Origin of the sequence: Enterococcus sp. MSG3299, assembly GCF_050555765.1 — a bacterium.
Classification (GTDB): Bacteria; Bacillota; Bacilli; order Lactobacillales; family Enterococcaceae; genus Enterococcus; species Enterococcus faecalis.
In genome coordinates, this window is sequence record NZ_CP187869.1 from 744892 (window position 1) to 761250 (window position 16359).

At 36.0% G+C, this 16359-nt stretch carries 20 protein-coding genes, 1 tRNA gene, 1 pseudogene and 1 other annotated feature; of the genes and pseudogenes, 16 read left to right on the top strand and 6 right to left on the bottom strand.

The genetic code is table 11. From position 1 onward, the window contains the following. The first annotated feature begins 16 nt into the window (after positions 1-16). Together IGL23_RS03710 and mapP are read left to right on the top strand one after the other, a co-directional pair. Positions 17-2185 (top strand): PTS transporter subunit IIBC, encoded by a 2169-nt coding sequence (locus IGL23_RS03710; protein WP_033595160.1) that lies wholly within the window; start codon positions 17-19, stop codon positions 2183-2185. A gap of 65 nt (positions 2186-2250) precedes the next feature. After that, a complete protein-coding gene (gene mapP / locus IGL23_RS03715) occupies positions 2251-3075 on the top strand; it encodes a maltose 6'-phosphate phosphatase (RefSeq protein WP_033595162.1) in 825 nt (274 codons plus the stop codon). Between the two features lie 59 nt (positions 3076-3134). Here mapP and proC read toward each other — a convergent pair whose 3' ends face one another. Continuing rightward, entirely contained in the window at positions 3135-3950 is an 816-nt protein-coding gene (proC, locus tag IGL23_RS03720; protein ID WP_033595164.1) for a pyrroline-5-carboxylate reductase, read from the bottom strand. A gap of 125 nt (positions 3951-4075) precedes the next feature. Between proC and IGL23_RS03725 the strand changes: the two genes are divergently transcribed. The 3 genes from IGL23_RS03725 to IGL23_RS03735 are packed head-to-tail and all read left to right on the top strand — an operon-like array spanning position 4076 to position 5625. Then, entirely contained in the window at positions 4076-5026 is a 951-nt protein-coding gene (locus IGL23_RS03725) for a helix-turn-helix domain-containing protein (RefSeq protein WP_033595166.1), read from the top strand. Next, positions 5019-5318: a hypothetical protein gene (locus IGL23_RS03730; RefSeq protein WP_002358867.1), complete on the top strand. Its 300-nt coding sequence runs from the start codon at positions 5019-5021 to the stop codon at positions 5316-5318. Before IGL23_RS03725 ends, IGL23_RS03730 begins: the two co-directional genes overlap by 8 nt. After that, positions 5311-5625: a nucleotide pyrophosphohydrolase gene (locus IGL23_RS03735; protein WP_002363321.1), complete on the top strand. Its 315-nt coding sequence runs from the start codon at positions 5311-5313 to the stop codon at positions 5623-5625. Before IGL23_RS03730 ends, IGL23_RS03735 begins: the two co-directional genes overlap by 8 nt. Before the next feature lie 154 nt (positions 5626-5779). Here IGL23_RS03735 and IGL23_RS03740 read toward each other — a convergent pair whose 3' ends face one another. The 3 genes from IGL23_RS03740 to IGL23_RS03750 are packed head-to-tail and all read right to left on the bottom strand — an operon-like array spanning position 5780 to position 7290. Next, entirely contained in the window at positions 5780-6460 is a 681-nt protein-coding gene (locus IGL23_RS03740; protein WP_002401553.1) for a peptide ABC transporter permease, read from the bottom strand. A gap of 37 nt (positions 6461-6497) precedes the next feature. Then, positions 6498-7139: an ATP-binding cassette domain-containing protein gene (locus IGL23_RS03745; protein WP_002385078.1), complete on the bottom strand. Its 642-nt coding sequence runs from the start codon at positions 7137-7139 to the stop codon at positions 6498-6500. Between the two features lies 1 nt (position 7140). After that, the gene (locus IGL23_RS03750) at positions 7141-7290 is read right to left on the bottom strand and encodes a hypothetical protein (RefSeq protein WP_002383384.1); all 150 of its coding nucleotides are present in this window, start codon (positions 7288-7290) and stop codon (positions 7141-7143) included. 346 nt (positions 7291-7636) lie between these two features. Here IGL23_RS03750 and IGL23_RS03755 point away from each other — a divergent pair. From IGL23_RS03755 to IGL23_RS03765, 3 genes and pseudogenes are all read left to right on the top strand, one after another. Next, positions 7637-7837: pseudogene (locus IGL23_RS03755) on the top strand (MerR family transcriptional regulator); the annotation flags it as partial. Positions 7838-7981: 144 nt separating this feature from the next. Continuing rightward, positions 7982-8413 carry a VOC family protein gene (locus IGL23_RS03760; protein ID WP_002368197.1) on the top strand — a complete coding sequence of 144 codons (432 nt, stop codon included), beginning with the start codon at positions 7982-7984 and terminating at the stop codon, positions 8411-8413. Positions 8414-8653: 240 nt separating this feature from the next. After that, the gene (locus IGL23_RS03765; RefSeq protein ID WP_033595168.1) at positions 8654-10546 is read left to right on the top strand and encodes a TPM domain-containing protein; all 1893 of its coding nucleotides are present in this window, start codon (positions 8654-8656) and stop codon (positions 10544-10546) included. 87 nt (positions 10547-10633) lie between these two features. Here the strand turns inward: IGL23_RS03765 and IGL23_RS03770 are convergent. Continuing rightward, a tRNA-Arg gene (locus tag IGL23_RS03770) sits at positions 10634-10707 on the bottom strand. Between the two features lie 172 nt (positions 10708-10879). Further along, positions 10880-10955: a sequence feature (ribosomal protein L21 leader region), on the top strand. Positions 10956-10974: 19 nt separating this feature from the next. Here IGL23_RS03770 and rplU point away from each other — a divergent pair. The 4 genes from rplU (at position 10975) to psiE (ending at position 12612) form a co-directional block, all read left to right on the top strand. Beyond that, on the top strand, positions 10975-11283 hold the full coding sequence (gene rplU / locus IGL23_RS03775; RefSeq protein ID WP_002355866.1) for a 50S ribosomal protein L21: 309 nt from the start codon (positions 10975-10977) through the stop codon (positions 11281-11283). A gap of 32 nt (positions 11284-11315) precedes the next feature. After that, positions 11316-11660: a ribosomal-processing cysteine protease Prp gene (locus IGL23_RS03780; protein WP_002355867.1), complete on the top strand. Its 345-nt coding sequence runs from the start codon at positions 11316-11318 to the stop codon at positions 11658-11660. Positions 11661-11672: 12 nt separating this feature from the next. Then, complete coding sequence (rpmA, locus tag IGL23_RS03785; protein ID WP_002355868.1) at positions 11673-11960, top strand: 50S ribosomal protein L27; 288 nt, start codon at positions 11673-11675, stop codon at positions 11958-11960. A 199-nt stretch (positions 11961-12159) separates the two neighbouring features. Continuing rightward, positions 12160-12612: a phosphate-starvation-inducible protein PsiE gene (gene psiE / locus IGL23_RS03790; protein WP_002355869.1), complete on the top strand. Its 453-nt coding sequence runs from the start codon at positions 12160-12162 to the stop codon at positions 12610-12612. Between the two features lie 70 nt (positions 12613-12682). Here psiE and IGL23_RS03795 read toward each other — a convergent pair whose 3' ends face one another. Continuing rightward, positions 12683-13498, bottom strand: coding sequence for a metallophosphoesterase (locus IGL23_RS03795; protein WP_033595170.1), 816 nt, complete (start codon positions 13496-13498; stop codon positions 12683-12685). 171 nt (positions 13499-13669) lie between these two features. Between IGL23_RS03795 and IGL23_RS03800 the strand changes: the two genes are divergently transcribed. The 4 genes from IGL23_RS03800 (at position 13670) to nusB (ending at position 16277) form a co-directional block, all read left to right on the top strand. Then, positions 13670-14734, top strand: coding sequence for a M24 family metallopeptidase (locus tag IGL23_RS03800; RefSeq protein WP_002390179.1), 1065 nt, complete (start codon positions 13670-13672; stop codon positions 14732-14734). Positions 14735-14747: 13 nt separating this feature from the next. Next, positions 14748-15068, top strand: a complete 321-nt coding sequence (locus tag IGL23_RS03805) for a MazG nucleotide pyrophosphohydrolase domain-containing protein (protein WP_002355872.1) — start codon at positions 14748-14750, stop codon at positions 15066-15068. A 332-nt stretch (positions 15069-15400) separates the two neighbouring features. Then, positions 15401-15832 carry an Asp23/Gls24 family envelope stress response protein gene (locus IGL23_RS03810; RefSeq protein ID WP_002355874.1) on the top strand — a complete coding sequence of 144 codons (432 nt, stop codon included), beginning with the start codon at positions 15401-15403 and terminating at the stop codon, positions 15830-15832. Next, a complete protein-coding gene (gene nusB / locus IGL23_RS03815; protein ID WP_002355875.1) occupies positions 15825-16277 on the top strand; it encodes a transcription antitermination factor NusB in 453 nt (150 codons plus the stop codon). Before IGL23_RS03810 ends, nusB begins: the two co-directional genes overlap by 8 nt. The last annotated feature ends 82 nt before the right edge of the window (positions 16278-16359 follow it).

Below are 16359 nucleotides of genomic sequence, written 5' to 3' on the forward strand. Positions count from 1 at the left end.
GTAAGGAGTGGCAGGAATGAAAAAAATGTTTAGTTTTGAGTTTTGGCAAAAATTCGGGAAAGCTTTAATGGTCGTTGTGGCAGTAATGCCCGCAGCGGGTTTAATGATTAGTATTGGGAAATCGCTTCCCTTAATCGATTCTAATTTAGGCTTGTTAGTAACAACAGGCGGAGTTCTGGAGAGTATCGGTTGGGCAATTATTGGCAACTTACATTTACTATTTGCGTTAGCAATAGGTGGCAGTTGGGCCAAAGATCGTGCAGGTGGCGCATTTGCAGCGGGGATTTCTTTTGTTTTAATCAACCGTATTACTGGAGCCATTTTTGGTGTAACAAATGAAATGTTGGCAGATGAACAAGCTTTCACGCATACCTTATTTGGCACCAAGATTATGGTGAAGGGATTCTTTACAAGTGTCTTAGAAGCTCCGGCATTAAATATGGGTGTCTTTGTAGGGATTATTGCTGGTTTTGTCGGTGCGATGGCTTACAACAAGTATTACAATTATCGGAAATTACCAGATGCGCTATCATTTTTTAATGGTAAACGGTTTGTCCCATTTGTCGTTATTTTGTGGTCAACAATTGTCTCAATTGCATTAGCACTTATTTGGCCAAATATTCAAGCGGGAATTAATAATTTTGGGTTATGGATTGCGCAATCTCAAGACAGTGCACCTATTTTAGCGCCATTCTTATATGGAACGTTGGAACGTTTGTTATTACCTTTTGGGTTACATCATATGTTGACGATTCCAATCAACTATACACAATTAGGTGGAACGTATGAAATTTTATCTGGCGCACAAGCTGGAACCCAAGTCTTTGGTCAAGATCCTTTATGGTTGGCTTGGGCAACAGACTTAGTGAATCTTAAAGGCGCTGGTGATATGAGCAAGTATCAGTTTGTCTTAGAAAATTGGACACCAGCTCGATTCAAAGTAGGCCAAATGATTGGTTCTTCAGGGATTTTAATGGGGATGGCTTTGGCGATGTATCGTAATGTCGATGCAGATAAAAAAGCTAAATATAAATCAATGTATTTTTCTGCTGCTTTAGCTGTTTTCTTAACTGGTGTGACAGAGCCGTTAGAATTCATGTTTATGTTTGCTGCAGTGCCGCTTTATGTGATTTATGCCGTGATCCAAGGTGCTGCTTTTGCAATGGCTGATATTTTACCATTGCGTGTGCATTCGTTTGGAAATATTGAATTGTTAACAAGAACACCGCTAGCAATAAAAGCTGGTTTAGGTGGCGATTTAATCAATTTTGTTTTAATGGTCATCATTTTTGGTGTTGTCACTTATTTCTTAGCCAATTTCTTAATTAAAAAATTTAATTACGCAACACCTGGAAGAAATGGAAACTACGACAATGATAACGGCGAAGAAATCGCATCTGGCGCGGCTGGTTCAGGTGTCGTCGATCAGCAAATCGCGCAAATTGTCTACTTACTTGGTGGTAAACAAAATATCAAAGAAGTTGATGCGTGTATGACACGCTTACGTGTCAGTGTAAAGGATCGAGAAAAAGTCGGTTCGGAAGAGGCGTGGAAACGGGCAGGCGCAATGGGCTTGATTGTGAAAGATAATGGCGTTCAAGCCGTTTATGGACCAAAAGCTGATGTTTTAAAATCCGATATTGAAGATTTATTAGCTTCCGGCGTTGACATTCCAGAACCAGTTATAGCAGAAAGTACAGCAGGAGTGCCAACAACGAATTTCTTAGGCAAGAAAAAAGATTTCGTGGCTGTGGCGACAGGGGAAGTTATTCCAATGGCGCAAGTCAATGATCCTGTCTTTTCACAAAAAATGATGGGGGATGGATTTGCAGTTAAGCCTCTAGAAGGAGAGGTGGTGGCACCAATTTCGGGGAAAGTCCTAAGTGTTTTCCCAAGCAAACATGCGATTGGGCTACAAACAGAAGAAGGCATCGAAGTACTTGTCCATATGGGGATTGATACAGTCGAAATGGCAACTCCTGCTTTTGAATCTTTTGTTAAAGAAGGACAATCATTGAAAGCTGGGACGAAACTAGCTAAAATGAATTTGGATGTGATTGAACAAGCTGGCAAAGAAACAACGATTATTGTCGCCTTTACAAACAGCGACAAAGTGGAACAAGTAGTTATTAATCAACTAGGAACCACCACTGCGGAGACTGTGATCGGACAGATTGAAATTTAAATGATTAGGTCGGGCACAATCAATAATTGTGCCCGACCTAATAACATGTAAGAGAAGGGGAAAAGATGAATCTTTTAACAATCAATACTCATAGCTGGTTAGAAGAAGAACCATTAAAAAAATTAGAGGAGATTGCCAAGGTGATTTTATCTTCTGAAAGTGAAATAATTGCCTTACAAGAAGTGAATCAGAAAGTCGCTTACAAGAAAGTGCCGTTAGAACAGTTAACTACTTTTTGTCCCGTGGCGACCCAAACACCGGTCCATGAAGATAATTTTGCATATCTAATCGTTCAATATCTAGCTGAAAAAGGCCAACACTATTATTGGAGTTGGGAAATGAGCCACATTGGTTACGCTATTTATGAAGAAGGGAACGCACTACTTTCGAAATGTCCGTTGACTAGTGAAGCTCTCCTTATTTCAGAAAGCCAAGAACCAACGAATTATCGAACAAGAAAAATCTTAGTAGCGGAGACAGAGAGTTCAAAAGGTACGCTTACTGTTGTCTCTGGTCACTTTTCTTGGTGGGAAACACCCTGTACAGGTTTTGCCTATGAATGGCTACAATTAGAGAAATACTTAGCGACGGGGCAACAACCGTTAGTCATTTTAGGCGATTTAAACAACCCAGCTGGTACAACTGGCTATCAATTAGTGGAAAATAGTTACTTGCCGATTCAAGATGCATTTGTTGTAGCGGAAGAGACAAGCGGTGAAGCGACAGTAGAGAAAAAAATAGATGGCTGGGAAGAAAATGAAGCAGCCTTGCGGATTGACTACGCATTTGTTCCAAAACAGTGGCACGTACGAAAATATGAAGTAATTTTTGATGGTAGGAAAACACCGATAGTCAGTGATCATTTTGGCTTACTCATTCAATTAAAATAAGAAAAAGCGCTGAATTTTCAGCGCTTTTTCTTATTTACTCGCTCATGTAACTATTCTTCTCAGTCTTGTTTGGCTAATTCTTGATCCCGAAGGATGGTGGCCTCAATCCCTTTGATGACTGTTGAAATAAACGCATTGTTTTCTAATTCGACAATCCCAGCAACCGTGGTTCCACCAGGAGAACTGACCTGGTCGATTAAAGTCCAAGGATTCTCTGTACTATTTGCCAAAGTTTGAGCGCTGCCTAGTACAGCTTGTGTGGCAATTTCTAAGGCTAAATCTTTCTTCATACCATTTTTAACGGCTGCTCGGGCAATCGAATCAATAAATAAGAAAGCATACGCAGGAGTGCTACCTGCAATAGCAGTAAAAATCGAAAAATACTGTTCCTCTAATTCCCAGGCTTGGCCAACTGCTCGAAACAACGATAAAACAGTCTGGATGTCTTCAGTGGATGTAAAGGCATTGCCACAAACAGCGGCTGCACCTGCGCCAATCAATGCATTCATATTGGGCATCACACGAACAAGACGAAGCGGTTGGGTAGTCTCAAACAGTTGATACAATTCTGCAATAGTCGTACCTGCTGCAATGGAAACAATTAGCGGTTGCTTGTCTAAAATTGCTTCTTTTGCTTCAAGTAAAGCCGCTTGAACGAATTGCGGTTTCACCGCTAAAATAACTAAGTCAGCTACTGCAATAGCTTCTTGTGGTGAAGCAACCGCGTGTGCACCAATTTCTTGTGCAAAAGCGGCGGTTTTTTCGACTTGAATATCATAAAAATAAAGGTTTTCTGCGGAAATAAATTGTTTTTTTAGCGTACCTTTGGCAATGGCGGATGCCATATTTCCAGCACCGATAAAACTAATTTTCATAAAAAATTCCTCCTAAAACTGTTGAATCTCTTTTTTCGTGTTACCATGTATCTAGTATAGAAGGAAACGCCAAAGAAAAAAATAGAGGAAGTAAAGTAAAAAGTGTTGGATTATGAGGTGATTAATTGGCAAGCAAAGAAGAGCAATATGCAGCATTTTATCAGTTTTTAGAGACCTTAGATTGTTATTTAACCACTACCAATGCTCTTGAGAATGAAGTAGCGCAATTTAAGGAAAATCCACATCGAGAAATTGCGGGCTTTATGCTGGCATCTTCGGAAACCATTGACGTTCCGAAAGGATTTATTCGGATGCTCTATTGTTTAGAGCAAGATGGCAATGCTTATTTGGATCAACAAAGGTGTTCGTTTTCGGCTGGCCAAGTCATGATTGTCAATGAGGCCACCTCGGTTAGCTATCGGGGGCAAGGAATGTCTATGATTATATTTTATTTTAAAAAGCACTATTTTCTTGATACGCTCTTAAATCAGCTGGCGGAAGAGCCAGTCATGTATCGTTTTTTTACAGAAATTGCTAGCAGTGAATTTGAAAACATTCCTCGATATTTCGTTTTTGCCAGCCCGCCAAATTCGGATGTTCACGTCTATTCGCTATTATTACTGAAACAAATTGTGAAAATGGCATATTTTAATAATAAAGTGACCAAAGCGGCCTTTGTTTTGCTGATGGTGGAACTAGGTCAACTGCCTAGAGAAGCTTTAAAGATGCAAGATAATTATTTGTCGAATCATCAACGTGTTGAGGTGATTTTAGCGTATATTGAGCAACAGATTGCACATGTCACTTTAGCAGAAGTCGCCGCTAAATTTCATTTTCATCCGAATTACTTATCGAATTTTTTAAAAGAAAAAACAAACAAAACGTTTACGGAAATTGTCTTAGCCTACCGAATCCAATTGGCGAAAAACTACTTGAAGCAAACAGATTTATCGATTCAAACGATTGTTGAACGAATCGGCTATCAAGACAAAGCCTTTTTTTATAAACGTTTTAAAGAAGAAATGGGCATGACCCCAAAACAATATCGACAGAAAGAGGGAATGGCAGATGTATGAAGAAGTCTTTGAAGAATTCCAGTTAACTGTAGTAGAATTACCAATCGAATTTGTTGATGATTTGCCTGTCTATCGCGGACACTTAAAAGAATTAACGTTTCTTTCAGCGGAAGCCTCTTCACGAAAAAAACTCTACCAACAGCTTTTACAGGCTTATTTGTTATATAGAGAAGAGAATCAAGCAGTTGTTGAAGAGGAAGAAATAACTTCCTCGTTATTGTCTACAGAACAGTTATTAAAATACTATGATGGTGAAACGTTCGATGGGTTTCAGTTGCCATCAAATGAATAAGAAAGCAGGAGAACAGATGGATACAATGGCAAAAATTAATCAATTTCGTGATGAAAGAAATTGGCGCCCCCACCATAATGAAAAAGATTTGGCGCTCTCAATTTGTTTAGAAGCAGCAGAATTGTTAGAACTTTTTCAATGGAAAACAGCAGAAGAAGGCATCAAACAAGAAGAACGAATCAAAGAAGAATTGGCTGATGTTCTCATTTACTCCTACATGATGGCTGATAATTTAGGGTTTGATTTGGACGAAATTATCGAAGAAAAGTTGAAGAAAAATGCGGTGAAATATCCAGTGCCACACTAAGAAGCTTGTATTTTGATTACACGCCCCAAAGTTTAGAAAAATATCAGTTTGGGGCGTATCAAAATTGATACTTTTTTAGTTTCAACTAGTTGTATTTGATTTAATCTATTGTCTCGAATAAGTAGATGAATCCTATCTGCGAAGTGGGTGTCGTTTATACTCCTAGTCTTAGCCAACGTTTATTATTTACCCTTGCAATAGCCAGCGCGATGACTGTTAGAACTATAATATACAAGATAATCAATAAATTGTGGTCAAAACTAATTGAGTTTTCTGAGCCTTCTAAAAAATTCTGGACGTTTAGATATAATTCGTTTGAAGCATCAAATATTGCAAAAAAACGTAAAAATCCACCAATTGCAACAAAAAGTACTGTTGTAATCCAATAGAGTATGCTAAAACCGATAGATAAAAGAACGTTAGCAGATAAAAAACTGATCAACGCAACAATTAAAATATACTGAATTGAAATCATCGATAATAAAAAAAACATTTGCAGAATTACAGAAAAATCCATAAAAATAAAGGAAACGATAAATAACAGAACTAGAATACTGCCTAGGGTCTCTACCGTAAGTGTCAAAACTTTTTTTATATAAAAAGTAAGGCTATTGGTATTCATCATACGATAAAATAAAATTGTTTTTCCTGAGTACTCTTTATTAATAAAGAAAGAGACTAGAAACGAAAACATTAGAAAGCCAAATTGTGTAAATACAGTATATGTACTAAATAAGTATTCTCGGTAACTTAACCTAGTTACTTTATCGATGCCAATAGGTAGAATCCATCCCATTGCAAAGATTGCAACGATAATTGCAATTAAAATAATCATTATTTTGTTGGAAATCGTTTTTTTTAATTCCAAAATTTCACCCCTCAATATACTTCTGAATAACTTCAGTTTGATTAGTAAAACGAATCATTTTGAAATCTTCAATTAAGTAATAGTTGCCTTTTAAATTTTTTAAATCTGATAAATTGTGTGTGATGTTTAGAATAATTTTTTTAGGATGATTTTTTATATATGCAAGTAGAAATAGATAGATTTCATTAATTGTCTGTTTATCTAAGGCGTTGGTAATTTCATCTAATACAATAATTGATTTATCTTCCAGAAAAAAAGAAAGTAATTTTAGTTTTTGTTTTTGTCCATCACTTAATTGTCCAATTAAGGAAGTTTTAGAAATATTTGTAGCGTGCAAAGAATGAGCCAAGTGTGCGACTGAATCTAAACCAAATCTTTTCTCTAGAAGAATAAATAATTCGCAGACTTTTAAATCGTTAGGGACATTAGAAAAGCTTGAAATAATCGTAACATTTTTACTTATTTCAGAAGGGATTAAACCACTTCGGTTTAACAATAAATCCTTAGCAAATTGTGATTTCCCTACACCGTTTTTCCCTAAGATATGATTAATCACCCCTTTTCTAAATGAAACTTTTGTATGTTCTAAAAGTAATTTATTATTTATTTTCAATGTGTAATCATTTAGTTCTAACAACTTAGTCACCTCACACAAACCAACTAATGACTGTTTCAATGACCAATAACAAACTAATTGCTTGTATTAGCTTTACAATCAAGTGATTTTTTCTTTTATTTTCTAATTCATCTACACTGAATAACGTGATTAAAACTTTATAACCATCAGAGTTTAACACAGGAACTAGATTCCATAACAACGCATATGAAAAAAATGAATGAACTGTCGAGTATTTTATTTTTTAAAAATAAGAGATTGATGACCTGAATAAAGTTAATGGTTAGATGATTTCATTTCGATTGCTTTTTAGTAAATTAAAGATTATAAAACTCTAATTTTAAGAAGGTATACTAATCGTATCAACTGTTTTGGTAAATGTAAAGGAGATTTTTAGAAAATAACAAGAGAAAGATCACGGTAATATCCAAATAAAATAGAAATGTATGAATAGAAACTTTTTCATTGACTTTCACATGGTGTCAAGGTTTATGATAAGAATATCAATTGAATGAAAAGGAGACTCTATGTATCAAATTGGGCAATTTGCCAAGTTAATGGATATTTCCCCACGGATGCTGCGTCATTATGAAAAAGCAGGAATTTTTGTTCCAAATGAAATTGATAAAAAAACAGGATATCGCTATTATAGCGCACATCAAATTCCTTTATTGAAACAAATTTTACTGTTAAGAGATTCAGGGTTTAAAGTTGAAGAGATGGCAGAAACTTTGAGAAAACTTAAGGATGCTTCTTTTTTGGAAACTATTTTGTTAAGAAAACGAGATCAATCGCGACATTTAATTCAAATGGAGGAGCAAAAGATTAAAAAAATTAATCAACAGTTAGTAGCTTTGAAGGAGGAAAAACAAATGATTAAAGGGACAGAAATCGATTTTATTGTTAGTGATAGCCTTAAGGCGCTTGCCTTATATAAAAAGGTGTTTGAAATAGAGGTAGTAGAAGCAACTGAGTATCCTGTCGGAATGAATGAAGCGGTTTTTCAACTTTATGGCACGAGGTTTCACATGTTAGATGCCAATGAAGAATATGGTTTAAAATCACCAACCCAAGAACATCCCAATACTATCTGGTTTAATATAACAGTAGAAAATATTGAAGAGACACATCAACTGGCAATGGAAAACGGTTGTCAAGAAGTACAGCCTATTACTGAAATGATGGAAGGAGCGCTCAAAAATTCATTGTTTATTGATCCGTATGGGTACATGTGGATGCTCCACCAAATCTATCAAGAGTTGAGTTTTGATGAGCGGATTGAGATTTTAGAAAACGAGCTGTAAAAATCAATATTCTTGTGTTTGTTTAACTAATTATCTGAAAAGAACGTAACGCTTATCAACTAAGCGTTACGTTCTTTTTATGTGTGTTAGCAGAAATTAGTTAAAAAGATAGAGATTTGAACGTCTATATTCGGTATACTAACTATTAAGAAAATAAATTTTTAATACAAAAAAATTTATTTAGCTCTGTGGAAAATCAGAGCTAGAACATTCGGTAGGAGTGGAAGGGAGAAAAAATCAGTGTATGGGAAAAATAAAGTAGGGATAGAATTACAAATTAGCGTGGGGGAGTATCGAAAAATAAAAGTAAAAAGTATTGTAATGAAGAATTTAGTTTATCTAGCTGTTCTTTTAATAGGGATCTATTTGGGTATGAGTTTCTTAAAACGATTTGAAAGGACTTATTCAGCTCCAACAGACGATGTCGTAGTAAAAATTAATCAAAATCATCTTTTTGTTTCAGATAATGCACAAATTTTGAACGAAGAAGTCATTAATAATGTACAAAAAATTAATCAAGAACTTAGTAAGACGGAAACGAAACCACAACTAATGGTTATCACAGTTGAGCAAGTTCCTGAAAATGAAACGATTGAAAGTTTTACTAATCAAATAGGTAATAAATTAGGTATCGGAAATAAACTTTATAATAATGGAGTGATTTACTTAGTATCTGTGAAAGACAGGCAAGCAAGACTTGAAGTAGGCTATGGGCTTGAAGAGATAATCCCAGATAGTTTAACCGACGAAATAACAGATAGTACCGTGAAAGATTTTTATAAATTAAAGGATTTTAATGCAGGAATACATATTGTCACCACTCGAATTAAGGAACTACTTACTACTGATACTATGTCTAAAACGACCTCGCTACCTAAGATTAGTTTTTTGCAGAAAATTTGGTTATATTTATTAGGAATAGGAAGGTCGTTAAAGCCTTGGCTAATTATAGTTTTTATTATTGTTATGTTGTATTTTTTATGGGAATTACGTAATGCGGGGAAAGAACTTAGTGCCCGCTTGGCTCTAGTTGACATGGCAAATCGCTATAAGGAAGATGTAGCTATGTTTTATAATGGCGGTATTTCCTCTAAGGCAATTGTTTTAGGAGAACAATCAGTTGAATTTAAAGCTGCCAAGGCGCGTTTGGAGAAAAATATTTTATATCCTGAAAATTCGAAAAAAGAGATAATAATTCCCGCATACTATGATATGGATTTTGCATTTGGCGAGGTGACACCAAAGAAATTTATTTATAATTATGTTGCACAGTGGAAAGATTTAAGAAGCTCTTCTATGTGTGCTTGTTTTTGGAAGGTGAATCAACCATGGATCTACTTACCGTGTTTTTGGATAGGTGAAGTATATTGGGAAAAAGTTCCAGAAACGAAACTGCCTGCGTGTCGGATTAGTGGAATTAATGATAACTTAATATCTGCTTACCTAAAAATTATTTTGTTTCCTCTTTCGATTTTATTAAAACATCCTTTTTTGGTATCCGTGACTCTGATTATTTATGTTCAAGTTAGTTTATCAGAGCAGTCGTTTCCTTCGACAGTTTTCACACTAATCACAGAGATTCTGACATTTTTAGAAGACGAAGACTCTTTAGTACCCATGGTTAGTCTGGTCTATTTTTTGATTCCGGTCTTTTTCTTATTTGGTTATATAAAATCAATAGGTGTTGGCTTACAAAATAGATTGCACCTGGATTCTATAATCCGTAGGTTTTTAAAAGATATCCAGCAAGTAAGTTCAGAAAAATCAAAATCATTAAAACAATTAGCAAACGATTTAGACAACCAGCAATATAAAATTGAAAAAAAATTATTGCGGAAAAAAATTAGAGAAAAAAAGATTACCAACAAAAAAGCTTCAAAATCCTTCTACCCGATAAGATTTATTAAGACTACGTATCCTGAATACTATGATATGCGTTTTGCTTATGGAAATGTGTCTATTGCTAAATTTCTAGCAAGTTCACGTTCTGACAGGCAACTAAAAAAGACTAGTATGTATGCGAATCGTCATGATTGGTGGGTTACAAGCAACGAGGGTTCTTCTGATGATGGCTCCAGTGACAGTTTCGGAGGTGGTAGTTTTGGTGGAGGTGGAGGTACTTCAAGTTGGTAGAAAGTTAAACTAGGTTAGGATGAACTTGGAATAACAAAAGCGCCTCTTAGAAACCCTTGTTTCTAAGAGGCGCTTTTGTTATCGTTACGTCACAGGAGGGATTCGAACCCCCGACCGTCCGCTTAGAAGGCGGATGCTCTATCCTGCTGAGCTACTATGACAATAGTTGTAACACAACAAAGCTAATTATAATGGAAGTAGTGTTAGAAAGTCAATCGGAAATTTAAATAACAGAAGAAGTTTTTTTGGAGAGAGAAAGTGAAGAAAATATAGAGTTTATATTGACGAGGTTTTCTGGTTCTGTTATTATAGTTAGTGTTGTAATTGTGGTCTCCACAGCTACAACCGCACAGAACAAGTTTTTAAGCATGAGCAATCATCACTTGGGATGGCGAGTCTAAGTCTAGAAGAAGGAGGTGCTGTATAGCATGTACGCAATTATCAAAACTGGTGGTAAACAAGTGAAAGTTGAAGTAGGTCAAGCAATCTACGTTGAAAAATTAAACGTTGAGGCTGGCGAGAAAGTTGTTTTTGACGAAGTTATCTTAGTAGGTGGCGAATCTACAAAAGTTGGTGCGCCAACTGTTGCAGGCGCAACTGTTGAAGGAACTGTTGAAAAACACGGCAAACAAAAGAAAGTCGTGACTTTCCAATACAAACCTAAAAAACACTCTCACCGTAAACAAGGTCACCGTCAACCGTATACAAAAGTTATGATCGAAGCAATCAACGCTTAATCTCTCTTGTTGACAGGAAAGAAGGCCTATCAATGATTAAAGGTTCTTTTAAACGAACAGGCTCCGGCCGAATCGTTTCATTCGAATTAACCGGGCATGCTGAAGCAGGTCCTTATGGCAGCGATGTGGTTTGCGCGGCAGTTTCTGCCTTAGCAATTAGCACAGTCAATGGGATTGATGCCTTAGCAGGTTTTGAACCGATTGTGGAAGTTGACGATGTAGAAGGTGGCTACCTTTATGTCGAGATGTTAACAACTGTCAATCAGGAACAAAAAAATATTGCCCAAATTCTATTAGAAAATCTTTTATTAGGTTTACAATCAATAGAGAACGAAAATACTGAATTTATTCAAATAAAAACAATCACTGAGAAATAGGAGGTGCAGACTATGTTATTGACTATGAATTTACAATTATTTGCCCATAAAAAAGGTGGCGGTTCTACATCAAACGGCCGTGACTCTGAATCTAAACGATTAGGCGCTAAAAGTGCTGATGGCCAAACAGTTACAGGTGGTTCAATTTTATACCGTCAACGCGGAACTAAAATTTATCCAGGTGTGAACGTTGGAATCGGTGGCGACGATACGTTATTTGCAAAAGTTGACGGTGTGGTACGTTTCGAACGTAAAGGCCGCGACAAAAAACAAGTATCAGTTTATCCAGTAGCTAACTAATACGATTAAAAAGCTGAATCTCCGGATTCAGCTTTTTTTGTCTTGCATAAAGGGTTAGCCGGAAAATAAAGAAACATCTCAAAATAAAAAAAATCTCACATTGGGTTTAACTGCTTGTCTGACAAGGTTAATTGATGATATATTTAATGTAATAACAAGCTTGTTATAAAATAATTGAGTCAAAAGAAAGAAGGGTATTATGCAGAAGAATTTTAGTGTAGTAAAGAAGTACGTGAATTTGATTTTGGATATTGTATTAGGGATTTTAGGAGTTTTCTTATTAGTATTTATGGCTAGTTATTTAGTTGACCTCGCTACATATCTCATGAAGCCAATGACGCCGGATAATTTTTCAGTTATCATGCAAGAAATTATTTCATTCTTTATGTTATTTGAGTTTATTATGATGATTCTTCGCTATATTCAAGAAGGACACCATATTCCGATTCGTTATTTGATTTTAATTTGTTTAACCGCAATTTTACGTCAATTAATGGTTGCACATGGCGATGGCTTGCAGACTTTATTGTTATCTTTATCAATTCTTTTACTAGTGGTTGTGCTATTTATTCTCGGGTTAAATGGCAGCAAATTTTATACGCTAGGAAAAGCGAAAGTAGAAGAAGATCACGAGCAAGATTTTCATCATTAATCGAACATAATCAAAGACCGTCCAACGTGAGAATTTTTCTCTAACGTGGGGCGGTCTTTTTAATGCATAGTTAAATAGTTAACTCAATCAGTTCAATTGTTGGTAAGACACCAAAGCGTGCGCTGATTTTAGTGGTTCCGATTCCTGGGTGAACAATTAGCGGCGTTTCATCTTCTAAATGATAAAGCCCATGTGTATATTTTTTAGCAAGCTGATTTTTGTAAGTGAAAAAAGGCAAGCGAATCTGTCCGCCGTGACTATGTCCTGCTAAAATAAGGTCAATGTTTTTGTTGACTGCTGAGTCTGCGACATCTGGCTCATGGGTTAGTAGCAGTGTGGGCGTTCCAGTAGGGCGGTTGACCAAAGCCGCAGCTAAGTCGGTTTGTCCATATAACGAATCTTCTAAACCAGCGACGTACAAGGAGATACGGTGTGAGAGAGGCAATAATTTGCCCGTGTTTTTTAGTACGGTAAAGTCAGCAGCTTCTAAGATTGTTTCGTAAAAATTGGTATCTAACCCGCTATACTCGTGGTTGCCATAAATAGCGAATTTGCCATATGGGGCGTTAATTTTACGGAAAAGTTGACTCACTTCATCCTGAATTTCGATACCGAAACGGGCATAATCGTCGAACAAGTCTCCTGTAAAAACGACTATGTCTGGTTGTAATGTATTTGTTTTTTCAACAATCTGTTTTAAGGCTTTCACAGAATAATTCTTTTTTAAATGAATATCAGAGAGTTGAACAATCCGTAAGGTTTTCCCTGATTCTGTTACTTTAATTTGATTTTTGTGTATGACTAAGCAGTTAGGTTCAATAAAAAAACTATAGCTTAAAATGCCGATAATAATGAAAAATAGTGCCAGAAATAAATAAACGTTCATAATTTCCTCCTTGAAATCGCTAAATTAGTTTACTACAAAAGTGTTAAGCAAAAAATAAGGAAAGGTAAAATTTTCAGTAAACTTTCTCGATGAAGTTTTTTGGTGATTCATGCTTTTCTGAAGCAAATTTGCTATAATGAAAAATGAGAAAAAAGAAAGAAGGTCGAACCAATGATGGCAAGAGTCGAAAAGCTACGGGAGTTAATGAAAGAAAATAATTTACAAGGATTTTTAGTGACAAGTCCGTATAATTTACGTTATTTAACCAATTTTACTGGGACAACAGGCTTGGCAATGATTACATTAGATAAAGCTTTTTTTGTAACGGATTTTCGTTATACGGAACAAGCTGCGGAACAAGCAACTGGTTTTACTATCGTTAAAAACACAGGACATATTTTTGACGAAGTAGCAGATTTAGCTGAACGTTTGCAATTAGATAATTTAGCTTTTGAAGAAACGCAAGTTAGTTTCGCTGATTATAGCTTATTGGAAGAAATTTTACCATGTGAATTAGTTCCTGTAATGGGTTTGATTGAAGAATTAAGAGAAGTGAAAGATGAAGAAGAAGTAGCGATTATTGAAAAAGCGTGTGCCATCGCGGATCAAGGATTTGCCTTTGTCTTAGAGATGATTAAACCTGGAATGACAGAGATTGAAGTGGCTAATCAATTAGATTTCTTCATGCGTTCAAAAGGAGCCAGTGGTGTTTCTTTTGAGACAATTGTGGCCAGCGGTCTACGTTCGGCGATGCCACATGGCGTTGCTAGCCATAAAGTCATCGAAAAAGGTGATTTAATCACTTTGGATTTTGGCTGTTATTATGAAGGCTATGTTTCTGATATGACACGGACATTTGCCATTGGTAGTATTCAGCCAAAACTAAAAGAAATTTATGATATTGTTTTAGAAGCACAATTAAAAGTGTTAGCAGAAGCTAAACCTGGGTTGACGGGCATTCAATTAGATGCGATTGCACGGGATCATATTGCTTCCTATGGCTATGGCGATGCGTTTGGTCACAGCACTGGTCATGGCATTGGGTTAGAAATTCATGAAGGACCAAATGTTTCATTCCGAGCAGATAAACAGTTTGTACCAGGGAATGTGATTACGGACGAACCTGGAATTTATTTGCCAGGAATTGGTGGCGTGCGTATTGAGGACGATTTATTGATTACTGCTGAAGGTAATCGTGTATTGACACACGCGCCAAAAGAATTAATCATTTTATAAAGGTTGGGAGAACATGGATATCCAAGAGTATCAGCGGTTTATTAGCGCGTTTTATAAAAAACGTAACTGGTATCAATATGATCCGTTTATTCGTTCCAACTTTTTAACAGAAGAAGTCGGCGAAGTGTGTCGAGCCATTCGGACAATTGAAATTGGCCGTGATCGACCGGATGAAACAGTTTTGGCGGATGAAGAGAATCTGGAAAACTTAACGGAAGAGTTAGGCGATGTGTTGGATAATTTATTTATTTTAGCGGATAAATATGACATCTCTTTAGAAATGATTATGCAAAAGCATCGGACGAAACTAATGGAACGTTATCCTGAAGAATAAAGACGTAAAAATAAGAAAGCCAAAATTACTTGGTCTTTCTTATTTTTACGTCTAAAGGCTTGAATTAGAAATTTATGACAAGAAATTATCTGTTCTTTTAGTCAGAACTTAGCTTTTCTGGTAGCGAAATAGGCTAATTAATGATAAACTAAGAACGAGTATTGATAAGCAAAATTTGGACGTTCTTTCACAACTAACTGAAGAAACCAGTGTTGTTTTAATTTTTAAGAATCATCCGTTGCTTAAAAGAGAATCCTTAAGAGACTTAGTGATTCATCAAATAAATCGTTTATTTAACGATTTTGTGCGTAATAGATAAGGAGGACAACCAAATGTCAGAAGAAAAAAATCTTGTAATCAATGCAAACGATTCTTTAGGAGAAATCGTGATCGCTCCTGAAGTCATTGAAGTAATTATCGGAATCGCTGCTTCAAAAGTAGAGGGCGTTTATGGGATGCGTGGCACGTTCGCCAATAATGTGAATGAATTATTAGGCCGTGCAGCACACGGCAAAGGTGTATATTTACGAACAGAAGAAGAAGGCTTAAAAGTCGATATCTATTGTTACTTGAACTACGGTGTTTCTGTGCCAAAAGTTGCATTAGAAATGCAAGACCGTGTGAAACAACAAGTCTTATTTATGACAGATATTGATTTAGTTGAAGTGAATATTCATGTTGTAGCGGTAGTACCTGAAAAAATCCCTCAACCAGACTTAAATGAATTATTCCCAGAAGATGAAGATGGAGAAGAGAATGAGTAAAACAGAATTAACCCGTCACGAGATTCGTGAAAAAGCGCTCCAAGCCCTTTTTCCTTTAGATTTTAATGCTGATTTAACCAAACAAGATGCCATTGATTATGCATTGGCTTATGATAATCGGGAAATCGTTAGTGAAGATGGCGAAGACCTAGTCCCTACGTATTTAGATTTACTTGTTGGCGGTGTGTGTAGCCGCAAAGCAGAACTAGACGAAGTGATTACGAACCATTTAGGTAATAACTGGTCTATGCAACGCTTAGCCAAAATAGATATTGTTATTTTACGCTTAGCTATTTTTGAAATGCTATACGTTTCAGATGTGCCAAACATTGTGGCATTAAATGAAGCCGTTGAGTTAAGTAAAAAATACAGCGACGACCGTTCACGTAAATTTGTTAATGGTGTGTTATCAAATGTAATGAAAGAAATTGATTCAGAGGCGTAAGCTCTGAATCTTTTTTTACTATCTAACTGGTGTTAAGATACTGGGTTATATGCTAAAATAAATACTATTAAAGAAGTAAAGA

Coding starts and splice junctions, on each gene's coding strand:
- psiE (WP_002355869.1), top strand. CDS start 12,160: ATGCAGAAGAATTTTAGTGTAGTAAAGAAGTACGTGAATTTGATTTTG.
- rplU (WP_002355866.1), top strand. CDS start 10,975: ATGTACGCAATTATCAAAACTGGTGGTAAACAAGTGAAAGTTGAAGTA.
- IGL23_RS03810 (WP_002355874.1), top strand. CDS start 15,401: ATGTCAGAAGAAAAAAATCTTGTAATCAATGCAAACGATTCTTTAGGA.
- IGL23_RS03800 (WP_002390179.1), top strand. CDS start 13,670: ATGATGGCAAGAGTCGAAAAGCTACGGGAGTTAATGAAAGAAAATAAT.
- mapP (WP_033595162.1), top strand. CDS start 2,251: ATGAATCTTTTAACAATCAATACTCATAGCTGGTTAGAAGAAGAACCA.
- IGL23_RS03795 (WP_033595170.1), bottom strand. CDS start 13,498: ATGAACGTTTATTTATTTCTGGCACTATTTTTCATTATTATCGGCATT.
- IGL23_RS03730 (WP_002358867.1), top strand. CDS start 5,019: ATGTATGAAGAAGTCTTTGAAGAATTCCAGTTAACTGTAGTAGAATTA.
- nusB (WP_002355875.1), top strand. CDS start 15,825: ATGAGTAAAACAGAATTAACCCGTCACGAGATTCGTGAAAAAGCGCTC.
- IGL23_RS03805 (WP_002355872.1), top strand. CDS start 14,748: ATGGATATCCAAGAGTATCAGCGGTTTATTAGCGCGTTTTATAAAAAA.
- IGL23_RS03710 (WP_033595160.1), top strand. CDS start 17: ATGAAAAAAATGTTTAGTTTTGAGTTTTGGCAAAAATTCGGGAAAGCT.
- IGL23_RS03740 (WP_002401553.1), bottom strand. CDS start 6,460: ATGATTATTTTAATTGCAATTATCGTTGCAATCTTTGCAATGGGATGG.
- proC (WP_033595164.1), bottom strand. CDS start 3,950: ATGAAAATTAGTTTTATCGGTGCTGGAAATATGGCATCCGCCATTGCC.
- IGL23_RS03735 (WP_002363321.1), top strand. CDS start 5,311: ATGAATAAGAAAGCAGGAGAACAGATGGATACAATGGCAAAAATTAAT.
- IGL23_RS03760 (WP_002368197.1), top strand. CDS start 7,982: ATGATTAAAGGGACAGAAATCGATTTTATTGTTAGTGATAGCCTTAAG.
- rpmA (WP_002355868.1), top strand. CDS start 11,673: ATGTTATTGACTATGAATTTACAATTATTTGCCCATAAAAAAGGTGGC.
- IGL23_RS03780 (WP_002355867.1), top strand. CDS start 11,316: ATGATTAAAGGTTCTTTTAAACGAACAGGCTCCGGCCGAATCGTTTCA.